Annotated in this window: 10 protein-coding genes; 1 reads left to right on the plus strand and 9 read right to left on the minus strand. The window is 47.4% G+C overall.

Annotation, left to right across the window (positions count from 1 at the left end; all coding sequences use genetic code 11):
- A partial coding sequence (locus tag LX69_RS01215) for a DUF4372 domain-containing protein (protein WP_146260598.1) occupies positions 1 to 244 on the minus strand: 244 nt, incomplete at its 3' end.
- Between the two features lie 277 nt (positions 245 to 521).
- Between LX69_RS01215 and corA the strand changes: the two genes are divergently transcribed.
- Positions 522 to 1,619, plus strand: a complete 1,098-nt coding sequence (gene corA, locus LX69_RS01220; protein ID WP_111443994.1) for a magnesium/cobalt transporter CorA — start codon at positions 522 to 524, stop codon at positions 1,617 to 1,619.
- A gap of 3 nt (positions 1,620 to 1,622) precedes the next feature.
- Here the strand turns inward: corA and LX69_RS01225 are convergent, their stop codons facing one another.
- The 8 genes from LX69_RS01225 to LX69_RS01260 all read right to left on the minus strand — a co-directional run bounded on the left by LX69_RS01225 (position 1,623) and on the right by LX69_RS01260 (position 13,742).
- The gene (locus LX69_RS01225) at positions 1,623 to 5,069 is read right to left on the minus strand and encodes a M6 family metalloprotease domain-containing protein (protein WP_111443995.1); all 3,447 of its coding nucleotides are present in this window, start codon (positions 5,067 to 5,069) and stop codon (positions 1,623 to 1,625) included.
- A gap of 225 nt (positions 5,070 to 5,294) precedes the next feature.
- Positions 5,295 to 7,664, minus strand: a complete 2,370-nt coding sequence (locus tag LX69_RS01230; RefSeq protein WP_111443996.1) for a type IA DNA topoisomerase — start codon at positions 7,662 to 7,664, stop codon at positions 5,295 to 5,297.
- 71 nt (positions 7,665 to 7,735) lie between these two features.
- Positions 7,736 to 9,133, minus strand: a complete 1,398-nt coding sequence (locus LX69_RS01235) for a glycosyltransferase family 2 protein (RefSeq protein ID WP_221621237.1) — start codon at positions 9,131 to 9,133, stop codon at positions 7,736 to 7,738.
- Positions 9,134 to 9,151: 18 nt separating this feature from the next.
- Entirely contained in the window at positions 9,152 to 10,417 is a 1,266-nt protein-coding gene (locus LX69_RS01240) for a HEAT repeat domain-containing protein (RefSeq protein WP_111443997.1), read from the minus strand.
- The gene (locus tag LX69_RS01245) at positions 10,414 to 11,652 is read right to left on the minus strand and encodes a YaiO family outer membrane beta-barrel protein (RefSeq protein WP_111443998.1); all 1,239 of its coding nucleotides are present in this window, start codon (positions 11,650 to 11,652) and stop codon (positions 10,414 to 10,416) included. Before LX69_RS01245 ends, LX69_RS01240 begins: the two co-directional genes overlap by 4 nt.
- A 156-nt stretch (positions 11,653 to 11,808) precedes the next feature.
- On the minus strand, positions 11,809 to 12,201 hold the full coding sequence (locus LX69_RS01250; protein ID WP_111443999.1) for a response regulator: 393 nt from the start codon (positions 12,199 to 12,201) through the stop codon (positions 11,809 to 11,811).
- A gap of 507 nt (positions 12,202 to 12,708) precedes the next feature.
- Positions 12,709 to 13,230, minus strand: coding sequence for a DUF4625 domain-containing protein (locus tag LX69_RS01255; RefSeq protein WP_111444000.1), 522 nt, complete (start codon positions 13,228 to 13,230; stop codon positions 12,709 to 12,711).
- A 101-nt stretch (positions 13,231 to 13,331) separates the two neighbouring features.
- On the minus strand, positions 13,332 to 13,742 hold the full coding sequence (locus LX69_RS01260) for a DUF4625 domain-containing protein (RefSeq protein ID WP_111444001.1): 411 nt from the start codon (positions 13,740 to 13,742) through the stop codon (positions 13,332 to 13,334).
- Between the last annotated feature and the right edge of the window lie 100 nt (positions 13,743 to 13,842).

A 13,842-nucleotide genomic window follows, 5' to 3' on the forward strand; every position in this document is an offset into this window, starting at 1 on the left:
ATCCCAAATAGCTTAGCTTTCCTTGGAGCGTTTTCATCGCATCGCAGACTTCCCCCATGGAGTCGCAACGGCTAAAGATGCCGAACAACATGGTTACCAATTGATCCCACGACGAGTAAGTCTTGTAATACCGATCCGATTTATGTTTTGAAACCAATAAGTCGAACTTATTACGTGGTAAAAAATCCATCATCTGCTTGAAAATCGGCTGACCGACTAAACTCTTTTCAATATCTTTGCCCATAGTTGTATTTTGTTTCGCAACATAAATCTACAACTATAGGGTGAAACCTTCGGGCGGTAACCCTTATTTTATTTTTTGTCGGTCAGTAGTGAATTAAAATAAAAGGTGACCCTAAAACGAGTAAAACATACTGGCTTCATGCACACGATTCGACAATAAAGCGAATAAAATTACAAGTCAAAGTAACAACAACATTTTTAAAATGTTTGAAAAAAATGATGATTTACGCCACAGGATAGAAAAAGGACTATTTTTAGAACAGTAAAAACATCGATGCATGCGAAAACAAAGCAAAAAAACACCTCGCCACACCAATAAAAACTTACGGTCACAAAAAACAGGTTTGCCACCCGGCAGTGTGGTTTACATTGGTCCTCAACGAGACTTTCCACCCATGTTGCACCAAATTCAATTTGATGCCCAACACATTGCATTTGAAGAATTGAAAGCCAACGACCTTGGAGTCAAAACACAACCCAACAAGACACATACCTCGTGGCTGCATCTAACAGGCATTCACGACACGCATATGGTTCAAGCCATCGGCAAACGACATCACATCGACTCGCTCACCCTCGAAGACATTTGCAACACAGAACAGCGTCCCAAAGCCGAGACTCACGACAACTACCTGTATGTTACACTTAAAGCCATCAACTACAACCCCGAAACGGAACAACTGGACACCGAACAACTCAGCTTAATACTCGGAGTGGACTTTCTCATCACCTTTAGAGAAAAAAACGACGATAGCTTTATGCCACTGATGGAAAGGCTACGAAACAGCAGTGCAAAAATCAGGCAGCGCGGCCACGACTATCTCATGTACTGTCTGCTCGACCTGGTGGTGGACAACTACTTTAGCGTGGTAGAAGCAATGAGCGATCGCACCGAAGAACTGGAGGAGATGGTGAACAACGCCCGGGAACACTCAATGATGGGGATGATACAACAAAATAAGAAAACACTGCTACAACTCCGACGACTGATTTCGCCCGTCAGAGAAGCCATCCACACCATCCTAAAAGACGGGAGTGATTACCTGGATACCCGCAATGAAAAATATTATCAGGACATTTATGACCACGTATTCCACATGACCGAAAGCATTGACAACCTGTTAGAAATGAATAACGGACTCAAAGACCTTCACCTCTCGTTCGTCAACCTGAAAATGAACCAAATCATCCAAATCCTTACCGTTTTCACAGCCATCTTTACCCCCCTGACATTTATTGTGGGGCTTTATGGCATGAACTTTCAATACATGCCCGAACTGACCTGGCGATATGGCTATTTCGCAGTTTGGGGGCTGATGCTACTGATTGTCATTGGCCTGCTGATCTACCTCAAGCACAAACGTTGGCTCCGCTAATCTTCAACGCCAAATAATTTTAAGACTTTCAGCTCGGTCACCCATGTCAATCTGCATCAAATAAATTCCCTTGGGCAAGCCTGTCATATCGGGCACAAAACGATAAGCACTCACGCTTTGCGATGCAACGCATTTTCCCGACAATGAATAGATGCAGTACACGGCCGAATCGTACCCATCGGGCAGCTGCACCACGGGAAGCGCATCGTTGCGATGATAAAGCAACGATCGTTCATTCATGTCATTGAGTTCAATCACCAGATTTACCGAAGCATTTCCTGTCACATCTAAAGATGCCGCATAATCATTAAACCCGGCACGCGAAGCCACCAGCGGCCACATCCCCGCATCAACGGCCACAAAAAGCACAGAACCGTCTTCGTCGGTTTGTAACACCTGTCCATTAAACCCCACCGAAAGGCTTCCCACCGGGTCGATGCCATCGGTAAATCGCATGGCCACCCGGTAACACGAGGCAATGGAATGAACAGGGGATTCGGCCTGCGAGCCATCGCCCAACAGAGCTCTAATTTGATATTCGTACACCCCGCATCCGGGCACATCATCAACAAATGTATTGGCTGTCAATCCCGAAGTCACTCCCACCATCACACCGTCGCGCCAAATCTGATACACCACCGCTTCGGAGGCTGATGCCACATCGGTTGTAATATTTTTAATGATGGATGCAGGTGTGATATCACGTGTCGGTAACTGTTCTACAATTTTGCCAACCGCCTTGAACTTGGCATTGACAGAAAGGCGCTCAGGCGTAAAAACCAAACGATCAAGCATCAGCATATAACTATCATTCGACACACTGTTGATGGCCAGATGAATGGTTTTGCCCATGTATACCGACAGATCATATTCATAACGAGTCCACTCAGCAGGAACGCTCAAATAATTGGAACCGGAAATAACTTTAAAAGCACTCAAGGCCGTTCCCGATTCGGACACCCAAATTTTCATGCGTTCCAACCCATACTCATCGGTGATGGAGCGTGCCATCACTGAGAACCACAAACTATCGGTAACAGTAATGGCCGGCGATATCAACCAATCGTTGTTGGCCTGCCCCCGAGCGGCCATACATGCCAAAAACTGGCGTCCGGCATAACTGGGGAAGACGTAACCACTGTCGATAAAAGCATCATCATAGCCATCAAACACCATAAAAGAACCGGTGTAGCCCTCATTGGGAAAATCGACCTTTGCAATGGCGTAGGTAGGCGCCAAATCCTTGTCGACCATCGTCCAGCCGGGCAAGGTTAGGGAAAAAGGCTCATAACCCGCAAAGGTTTCATTCACCACCGGGTTCCATGTCAGAGCCACATCGCGGTAATCGACAGACAAATCGGTGGTTTGAACGGGCACATCCAACTGTGGCAGCAACGCAACTGTGAGCGTATCGCCCTGTGACGTATCCCACGCCCCCCACTTATCGACATATCCCGGTTTGCGAATAACAAAACGCTGAACTCCTTTTGACCGAAAATCGCCGGTGAGACTGGCCACGCCGTCACCCCCCGTGGACGAGGAGTAATTGGCCACCGTCACGCCGGCATCAGCCAGGACGGCGCCCGAAAGGTCACGCACCAAAAACCGGATGTTTGAAAAAGCATACGCCGAAGCATCCATCGGCTCGGAATAACGGTCGTTTCGATAAACCCACAACCGATAATAAATAAGAGAATCGGCACCAATAGCATCCATCAGGAAATCACCTTCGTTGCCGGCCCACAACACCACACCCCCGCCTTCCAACCGGTCACCGGGGAGATAAACTCGGCCATCGCCAGGGATTCCGAAAACCCCATCAACAGAACGGGCAATTAACAGGGGAAATGCCCCATCGGGCTGCTGCCAACTCAGCAACACATCGCTCTCGCTCACCGTTTTGGCCGAAAAAAAGGATGGGAAACCATACTGAAGATCCATAAAGTCGAAGCGAATCATGTCTCCCTCCTGCAAAATGGAAGTCAAGGATTGTTTAGTGGGCAAGCCGGCCCACGACAATGCCGCCGGCGTGGTGACATCGGTAAACGCGACCACAGCCCCCGATCCGGGAAACGGACAGGCATCACTGTCGATGGTTTCGGAAGCCACCTTTACATAAAGACCCTGATGCTCATAGGCATTTATATCATTGGCAGCTCCCCGTTCTGCAATCACGGTACTGTCCACATGATAAATCAGCATCCCCTGCCCGGGCAGATAAGCATCGAAACCGGTTTTGATGCGGTTCTCGAGCAGGAAATACTCACCGGGCGTTGAAGTATTGTAACGCCACACGCGATGACCAGTCAACACAGGCTCCATCAGCACCTGCTGATAGTGATCCAACAAGGTCTGACTGACCCAACCCAACTGTTGCTTTGTCCAAGGATTGTGGTGCGCAGGAGTGGCCCCAATGGGAGAACCGTTGAAGGCACCATTGCCCATCAAATCCCAGCTACCCGTTCCATCATGCTGCCCGTTTTCCTCATAGTCTGTATCATAAAAATCGTATGCACCCAAGATATGCCCAAACTCATGGCACATCACCCCGATGGTGGCCATCTCTTTCCCGTTGGCGTTCAATTCGGGTTGTGTGAAATAATTATCGACAGACACGGCGCCCATTTTGAGCTGCGAAGACCGATAACCGGCCGAGGTCAGCGACCAGGCATGCGACCAAATATCCTTCTCGTTCGATGAAGACTCCTGCCCGTTGCCCTGGTGAATGATGGCAATGCCATCGACCACACCATCGCCATCGTTATCGAACTTCGAAAAGTCGACACCCGCAGCATACGCCGCCTTAATGGCATCGTAAGCAAATTCACCCCACTTACTCTCGCTGCCATAGTAATCGTGTGTTTTGGGAAGATTCACCCACTGCGTCACGGTCGAGACCACCTCCAATTGTCCATTGGAGTTTTCGAGGTAATAATCACGAAAACTGCCGGTACCGCTATAATTCGACTGGTTCATCTGTGCATCAAAATCAAATGCCAAGTAAGAAACCGAAGTATTAGAAAAATTTGCCATAATAACCAGCAAATGATAAGTGCCCTGGGGTGTTGCCGAAGCCGACTTCATAGGCATGTATGAGGTGTTTGATGCCGACTTAAGGCCGGAAGCCACCGCCAAATGTTTGGGCAGGTTACGAACCCATGCTGCCTCATCGGCCGATCGATTGCCCGGCTCTGCAGCCCGGATGCCGGAGGGAACCACTAATCCCTCGTCAGTCAACATGGCATATTCAAAAACGCCGGCATCGTTGCGCAGCACACGGTAACCATCGTCAGTGGCCACCCACCGAAATCGCTCATCGCCATGATTGCGAACCGTGAGCACGCTCCCGTCGGGTTGCGTCACCTTCACAGCAATGGGCGACGCACCAATGGACCAACCATCAGCACCCCAGCCCAACACAAACATGCACAAAACCACAACGCGCCACATTATCCAGTTGATTTACAGTGAAAAAAGAGAATTCGCCCATCAACGCCTCCACTTATTTATAACAATTGAACACCTAAAAAAGATGATACGAGAGGACAAAACAACGGGTTCAGCTCAAAAATAGAAGAATGGGAAATCACCAACCATCCTTTTTCAACGAATCATTAAAAAGACTCAACAGACAAGCAGCCCAAAAAAACAAAAGCTGAAATGACTCAAACCGGATTATTTCAACACAAACTTCACGTTAAATTCCTCATCGAGCTCCAAAATACCGGCCACCGGTGCATCGTTGCCTGGCATGGTAAAGCCTTGTATTTTGCCTGTCTTTCCTTTGGTGACCAACAACGCCAAATGATTTTGCGTCAACGATTTGCCCATCAATTGAAAGGGGACCACAAAGCGACAACCATTTTTGTAATTGGCGCACCCCCAGGCTGTTTTCCCTTTTATCACTTCACCTGTTTTACACTTGGGACATACCAGAGTCACCTCTTGGGCAGCTTCAAAACGAAGTTGAAAATCATCATCAAAACTCACCACCCCATCGCACTTGGCGCCATCCACCTCCACGCCCTTTATCAAAGCAGTTTTACCCTTTCGAATCAACTGCTCGAACTGCGTCTGGCTCAATTTCTTATTCAAAAACTGAAAAGGCACCAAAGTTTTACACCCGGCAGCATAATCGGAGCACCCCCAAGCCGTTTTTCCCTTGAGCATATGCCCCTTGCCACAACGAGGACAAGTCAGCGAGGGTTCATCCTTGTCGGCCGCAGCAACTTTTTCACGAGCCTTGGCCTTTTCGACGGGTTTGTCCTCCACCAACTCAATTTTACGCACATACAGCTCACGCTTAACTCCATTGACCACATCGGCCACCATTTGTTTGAGTTCGCTCATAAACAAATCCACTTCGTATTGACCTTTTTCAATCTGACGAAGCTTCTTCTCCCACAAACCAGTCAGTTCCACCGACTTGAGCAACTCGTCGCGGATCACATCAATGAGCTGAATGCCTGTGATGGTGGGCAAGAGATTCTTTTTCTCCTTGGTGATATATTTACGTTTGAACAAAGTTTCGATAATGGCAGCACGCGTCGAAGGGCGGCCGATGCCATTGTCCTTCATCAAGTCACGCATCTCCTCATCATCCACTTGTTTGCCGGCGGTTTCCATGGCACGCAACAGCGTGGCTTCGGTGTATGGCTTGGGCGGTTGCGTTTCTTTCTCCTGCAAATCGGGCTCATGAGGACCACTTTCACCCTTCACGAATACGGGAAGAATGTTCTCCTCCTGTGAAGAGGATTTCTGCGGTGGGAATACCACTCGCCAGCCGGGTTCCAACACTTGCTTTCCGCTGGTTTTGAATTTGATACCACCAGTTTCACCTTCCACTGTGGTGGTGGCCACCTTGCTGTCGGGGTAAAAGTTGGCAATGAAACGTCGCGTCACCAAATCGTACACGAGCATTTCATCGCGAGAGAGCATGCCGGGCTTTTCGCCCGTGGGAATGATGGCGTGGTGATCGGTCACCTTGCTGTTGTCGAAGACCTTTTTCGATTTGCGGATTTTATCGGCTAACAATGGTGCCGTAAGCGTCTCATAGTCCTTCAACCCTTTGAGGATCCCGGGAATTTTGGGAAAAATATCGTCACTCAAATAGGTGGTATCCACTCGCGGATAAGTGGTGAGTTTTTTCTCGTAAAGCGATTGAATGGTTTTCAACGTTTCATCGGCCGAGAGTCCAAACTTTTTGTTACACTCAACCTGCAATGCCGTCAAGTCGAACAATCGGGGTGCCGATTCTGCCCCCTCCTTGGTGGTATAATCGGTGACGGTAAAAGGCTCTCCTTTAATTTTTTCAAGTTCGGCATAAGCATCCTCCTTCACCTGAAATTTTCCCGAAGCCACAGAAAATACAACCTCCCGATAAGTGGTTTTAAGTTCCCAATAAGGCTCCGGTTTAAAGTTTTCAATCTCCTTATGGCGCTCCACAATCAATGCCAGCGTAGGCGTTTGCACCCGTCCGATAGAGAGCACCTGCCCTTGTTGACCATATTTGAGCGTGTAAACCCGAGTGGCATTCATGCCCAACAGCCAGTCGCCAATGGCACGGGAACTACCTGCCTGGTAAAGACGGTCAAAGTCACTTCCCTGTCGCAGTGCATTGAATCCCTCACGAATGGCCTCCTCGGTCAGCGAGCTGATCCAAAGGCGTTTCATGGAGCATTTACACCCGGCCTTGAGCAATACCCAGCGCTGGATGAGCTCTCCCTCCTGGCCGGCATCACCACAGTTCACCACTTCATCAGCAGCTTGCACCAGCTTTTCGATGGTGGCAAACTGCTTGGCCACCCCTCTATCTTCAATCACCTTGATGCCAAAGCGAGATGGAATCATAGGCAGTGTGGGCAGCGCCCAACGCTTCCACTCTGGCAAATAATCGTGAGGTTCCTTAAGCGAACAAAGATGGCCAAAAGTCCAGGTCACCTGATAGTTGTTGCCTTCATAATAACCATCCTTACGCGAGGCGGCGCCAATGACTTTGGCGATTTCGGCAGCAACACTGGGTTTTTCGGCAATGCAAACAATCATGATTCAGGTTCGAACGATTCAAGAATGCAAAGATAGCATTCCGGGGGCAAAAATGGTTGTCCCAAGCAATATCACGACCCGGAAAAACCCTTACGCCTCTGTTTCCCCCAAGCTTTTTTGCGCATCAGCGCATCCCAGTTACCCTTGAGAGCAAACCAGGTGTGCACCGGATAAAAGAAGGGTTCAAGCATGGCGGTGAAAAAGAGCTTGAGCACGTCACGTTTTTTGCGATACTTGTGAAACGTCACCTCTTCGTACAAGATGCTCCAGGTAGAAAGCATAAGCGCCACGCTGTAAACAAAAATGAACAGCAAGATGAAGAACGGCCAATTCATTTGATGAGTGATGATGAGAATGGCAGTATAAATAAACCCGGCAAGCGCCAGAAGCGGAGCCAGCCATTCAAAAAATATCCAGTACGGAAAACTGAGTAGCCCCAAGTTTCGATATTTGGGATTGAGAAACATGCCCCGATGAGCATAAAGCGATTGCACCAAGCCACGCGTCCAGCGGCTGCGTTGGCGGGTCATCATCCGCAGGTCGTCGGGAGCTTCGGTCCAGCAAAGTGGATCGGGGATGTAAGACACCACATACTTTTGCTTCAGGTTGGTCATGTAACGACGCATCCTCAACACCAGCTCCATATCCTCACCCACAGTTTTGGTACTATAACCACCGGCCTTTATAAGCACCTCCTTATCGAACATGCCCATGGCACCCGAAATGAGCATCAAACCATCCAATTGACTCCAGGCCATGCGCCCCAGCAAAAAGGCACGGGTATATTCAAGCACCTGCAAACGAGGCAGAAAACTCTTGGGCAGATTCACTTTTTTGATGTGCCCACGCACCACCTCGCATGAGTTGACAATGCGAATGACCCCACCGGTACCAATAACCTTCTTCTCTTTCTCCTCAAGAAAAGGCTTCACAAGTTTAAGTAAAGCATCACTTTCTATAATGGAATCGGTGTCGATGCTCACCACAATGTCGTTGCGGCTCACATTGATGCCGGCATTCAAAGCATCGGACTTGCCACCGTTAGCCTTGTCGATGACTGTCAGGCGGGCGTAGGATGGATTTTCAGAGCGGTAAACACCCCGAATACGCTCACAGGGCATGCGGTAATCGAAAAAGTAATTCACCCGCACCAACTGATAAGCATCAATAACCTTTTGCAAAGAATCGTCGGTGCTGCCATCGTTGACAATAATCACCTCATAATTATTGTAATAAAGCGACAACAGCGTTCGGATGTTATCAATAATGGTCTTCCCCTCATTGTAAGCCGGAGCGATGATGGACACGTGCGGGCTGAGCGGCGATGTCACCAACGTGTTGAAGTTGACAAAGCTGTTCTTTTTAAAATATTTATTGAGCGAAATGGCCGAAAAAGTCCCCAGCATCAAGTAGGTGAGCAACAAGACGACGGTGAAATAAAAAATGAACTGTCCCAGGATGAATTCCATAGCTTAACAATCTACCGGTTAGTTGATTCGTTTATCCAACACATGGCGGATAATGATCTTATAGTTTTTATACTCCGACTCCATCAGTTTCTGGAGAGCATCGACCCCGATCCGTCCCATATTCTCGATGGCCTTGGTGCTTGAAATCTGCAACTGCACATCGTCTTCCTTATCGAGCACCAATTTGAGGAAGCCAATCATGGCTTCGTCGGGAATCTTGCCCATGGTTTTCACAATCTCCAATTTGTTTTCGTAGGTCTCGAAACGATAACGACTCTTGAGCATTTTCAGCGAAGCATGAATTTTTAAATCACCACACACTTCAATGGCCAGTTGACGCACGCCGTCATGGGCGTGATGCAAAGCATCCAAAATATGATCTTCTTCAAACACCTGCCTGAACTCCCGAATCATACGCAAGGCAAACATCACCACCGTGTGATTGGGCGAATCGATCCATTGCACGAAACGAGGCACCGAAATGTCGTGCTGTATGAGTAACTGATGCAACGAGATTTGTTCCCACATCGAAAAGGGCTTCACCTGGTAGTTGAGCCATTCAAAGGGATGGTCGTCGCTCAGACGTACCAGAGCAATCTGAGCTTCCATCCTCAAGATGTCATTTTTCGACTGAAGCGACTTAAGCATCTCATCATTAGCATCTTTAATATTCATAAAAGCCAGTTCCTTAAAACCCTTGATGCGCACATGCCAACGACGACTGCGTGCCTTGTTGACCGAATGACGGTTCAATTTCAAATCGAGATAAAGCTGCCGAAGCTTCCCGTAAGCCTCCCCCTTGAGGTTGGCACTCACGTCAATAATCTGATCGATAAGAACCTGTCGGCGATAACTATCAGAAGCAATGCGGGAAAAATCATCGAGATGCCCCGTGGCAAAGAGGTAATCGAGAATCATTCCCTGGTATTTTTCCAGCAAATACTGATGCAACACCGCTTCACGCTCAATTCGGCGACGGTTAAAGAGAATCAACACCAGCAACACCAACATGACCGCAATGGAAGTGAGGATAATGAGCAACAAGATGTTGACCAAAAACAGGGAACGGCCAAAATAATTCACCTCCCAAAACCAAGGACTCCGGTCGTCATCGGCCTTTACCACGGCAGTCGAATCCGACACCACCTCTGAAACACCTGCAGGTTGGTCAACAGCAGAGCCATCGGCCGGTTGCCCCCACACCGTTAAGGCTGCCGCAAGTAAGCCGCAAAGCACGATCAACCATAAGGTGTAATAACCTGATTTATTTTTGTTCGCCTTCATTTCGAAAGTAAATAGATGATTCCCACGGTGCCATCAAAGCGGGCACGATACACATCGGGAGCATACTCTTCGCGAGCAACTCCCAGACCAACCCGCAAGGCCGTGCGATGTGATAGCTGTTTCATGCCCAATGCCCGAATGCTGTAAGCGCTTAACCGTTCCAAATCGGTTTTAATATCATAAGGTTCATCGGGAGCCGTGCCCACGCCTAAAGTCACCTGCAGATAATCAGTGGCATTGAAATAACGACGAGCCGTGAAATACCACGATGTTCGCAAGCCCGAGTCCTTAAACTGGCCATACCCCCTGAAGCAAAACCAAAACTGACGAAGGTATTTTTCGACTGAAGCAGTGGCAATAAAAATATTGTTATTCCAATGATAGTAATTCATTCCCAACGAAGCGACCATTTCGGCCGGCAACTGGTGCCACACCTCCAGCGAAGCCTTGTGCTCGGGAAAATAACTGCCTGAACTGTAACCATACATGACATACATGTACGATTGTTGAGTGAGGGTGACGTACGATTCGCCTTCGACCTGAAACTCAGTATCGCCATCGTTCAAATGGCCAACGTTAACAGTTGCGCCCAACGAGTAACCATCGTATTTTTTTGAAAGGCCGGCACTGTAAAGATGCCACCAGCGCAAGTAAGGTTCATCGAAATGGTCGAAGGAATAATTAAGATGAAGTTTGAGCGGATGCATCGGTTCGGCCAACAACCGTTTGATTTCCAATGCCACCTCGTTAGTGGGGTCGATGGCTAAGATTTCGTCGGCCACGCGTCCGGTCTCCTCACGTCGTTCGAGAGCCCAAAGCGCCTGGGCATACTTTTCGCGAAAATCGATGCGATCGGGGAAAGCAGCAATCATGTCAGGTGCCATGTCGACCACACGGGCAAACTGGCCTGAGAAAAAAACCAGGTCATAACCCAACTCTTTCACATCATTCGATTCGGGGAAAGCGCTTTTCACCGCCTCAAATGCCTTGGCAGAGGCATCATAATCCTTTTGCCAGAGGAATAAACGAGCCTCAAGCAAGGCCGCATCGTGATGCTGTGGCGATTGCGTGAGAACTTGACGCAATAGATTGTGAGCTGCACCATACCGCCCCGCGAATACACTCTCCCTGGCTTGTTGATACAACAATTCGCAATTAGCTTCTCCCCCATCCTGCTGACCGAAAAGCAATGAAGAATAGCCCATTAACAAAACTATAATCAAAAAATGCTTCATGTTTTTATTAAGTATCAAGATGTGAGTATCAGGAAGCAAGACTTTACTAAAAAAACCAAATCAACATTAAAAACACACATATTTCAAGCATTGTAAACCAGCATCAGAAATTAACGAAACCAAAAACCACGAGAGGGAATGATGGTGTTCAGCCCTTCAATCATTTTCAGAGATACCAGAACTCCCGAGCGTCAACTGCCGAAGCAGTTCAATCAGAACGTCAGGATTAACCGGTTTCTGCAAAAAATGGTTAGCCCCCTGCTCTATCGCTTGTTCGCGCAGATGTACATCATTTAAGGCCGAAAGCACAATCACAGGTTCCTTTAAGGCCAACTTCTGTCGCATAAATCCAATCAACTCCATGCCGCTGACAAATGGCATGTGCAAATCCATGATGACAGCATCAAAACGTTGGCGTTTCAAGGCCAATTGAGACGCACCACCATCGAATGCCTGAATCACCAGAAACCCGTCACGTTCCAAAATGATTTTCAACATCTTTTGCACCAGCACATCGTCATCACAAACCAATACCTCCTTGCGTTTCACACATCTTTTTTTTAAAATCCAACCTGATCGATAGTTCTCAAACACGCTTACGCTCTCCGGCACAAAACCATCACTGCATTTAAATTCAAAACGTTGACTCAACAAGGCATATCCCCCTCCGAAACCGGCATCATTGCGGAAAACATCTCAAACAATTATCATTCATTAACAAAGATGCCCCGATTCTCAAAAACAACCTAATTAATTTGGTCAACATCCCGATTTTGGGGGTTAAATAAGAGAAAAAACACATGAACATCCATTGGCGGCTTATTCTTTTGGTCGTATGAGCACGGGCATGGCAACATCTTCAGAAAAAAACAAAGGACACAAATGTGAGCCGCATCGGCGACAAATCACTCAACCTATTCTCACCCACGAATATTTCTTCTAGGCAACTTACGAGGATAAGAACAAGTGCAAACAATGCCGGCGATACATTAAAAAAAACCGGCATTGCCAATATTTTACAAATGAAAGAAGAACAAGAAAAAAGCACGTGCCTTTTCAATGATGTCGACGCAACAGCTTAACGGATAACCCTTTTTGCGCCGACCACCCCTGATGATCGGTCACACGAATGAAAAAATGATAATCCCCATCGTCATAATCACCGTTGCCATCCCCTGCTGGAATGGCGATGGGGATTTCTGTTTCATACTGCGACAGCCCCGAGGGGATGTCATAATCGTTGATCAACGTAAATGGGTTGACAGGCGTTTTAATGTCCGATAACGAGCATTCGGTCACTTCGGTGGAGTGCGAATGGTGGTTAAAATTATTGTGAATGTCCACACTCAGCGCATTGACATCGCCCAGGCGTTCATTATCGGACAAAAGCAGGCGCATCACAAAGGTTTCCCCAAAATATAGCGTGTCACAATTCAAGGGGAAAGCACCTGACATCGAAATATCGATGCGAGGTTTTTCCTCATCAACCCCCTCCTGATCACATCCTACGAAGAAAACAAACAAAACTGGCAACAAAATTGTCAATAAAACGTTCTTGTCAATCGACACTATCCTCATATTCATTATTTTTTAGAAAGATGCAGGGCATCTCGTTCGACATCTCTGCATCCCAATATTTAACAACTAACAAGTCTATCCCAAAAGCAAATCACCACAACTTACTCGGCAGCCAAAATGGTGATTTCAGCTTCCTCGGTCATTTGGTTGCCTTCCATATCGGTGACGATGATGTGACAGAGATACACCCCGGGCTTTGCGTCAGCTGGAATGTCCACATGCTTGTGAAGGGTAACATTTTTCAAACCGGCATAATCATTATAAACAGCCACAACTTCATCGCTACTTGCCTCTTCCTGATGAATTTCGATGGTCACTTTGTCGATTTTTCCCTCGGCCACAATCTCAGCTTCGACATGTAAATCAGCCCCAACATAAGCCACCCGACCGTTTTCCATCCCCAATTCCAAAATATTGACAACAGGTTTCGAAATCGTGTCATCCTTATCGCACGACATCATGAAAAATCCAAACACAAACGAAATTGCAATTATTAAATTTTTTGTATTCATTTTTTTTTAGGTTTTAGATCAATGCCATTTTGTTAACATCACTCTGGAGAAGAGACAAAGGCTATCCGATTTCAGACAGATAGATTATACTAAAAAAGAC

Source organism: Breznakibacter xylanolyticus (assembly GCF_003254275.1).
Lineage (GTDB): Bacteria > Bacteroidota > Bacteroidia > Bacteroidales > Marinilabiliaceae > Breznakibacter > Breznakibacter xylanolyticus.

What these genes read in the sequence shown, in the direction of transcription:
- corA (WP_111443994.1), top strand. Translation starts at nt 522, where the DNA reads ATGCGAAAACAAAGCAAAAAAACACCTCGCCACACCAATAAAAACTTA.
- LX69_RS01225 (WP_111443995.1), bottom strand. Translation starts at nt 5,069, where the DNA reads ATGTGGCGCGTTGTGGTTTTGTGCATGTTTGTGTTGGGCTGGGGTGCT.
- LX69_RS01230 (WP_111443996.1), bottom strand. Translation starts at nt 7,664, where the DNA reads ATGATTGTTTGCATTGCCGAAAAACCCAGTGTTGCTGCCGAAATCGCC.
- LX69_RS01235 (WP_221621237.1), bottom strand. Translation starts at nt 9,133, where the DNA reads ATGGAATTCATCCTGGGACAGTTCATTTTTTATTTCACCGTCGTCTTG.
- LX69_RS01240 (WP_111443997.1), bottom strand. Translation starts at nt 10,417, where the DNA reads ATGAAGGCGAACAAAAATAAATCAGGTTATTACACCTTATGGTTGATC.
- LX69_RS01245 (WP_111443998.1), bottom strand. Translation starts at nt 11,652, where the DNA reads ATGAAGCATTTTTTGATTATAGTTTTGTTAATGGGCTATTCTTCATTG.
- LX69_RS01255 (WP_111444000.1), bottom strand. Translation starts at nt 13,230, where the DNA reads ATGAGGATAGTGTCGATTGACAAGAACGTTTTATTGACAATTTTGTTG.
- LX69_RS01260 (WP_111444001.1), bottom strand. Translation starts at nt 13,742, where the DNA reads ATGAATACAAAAAATTTAATAATTGCAATTTCGTTTGTGTTTGGATTT.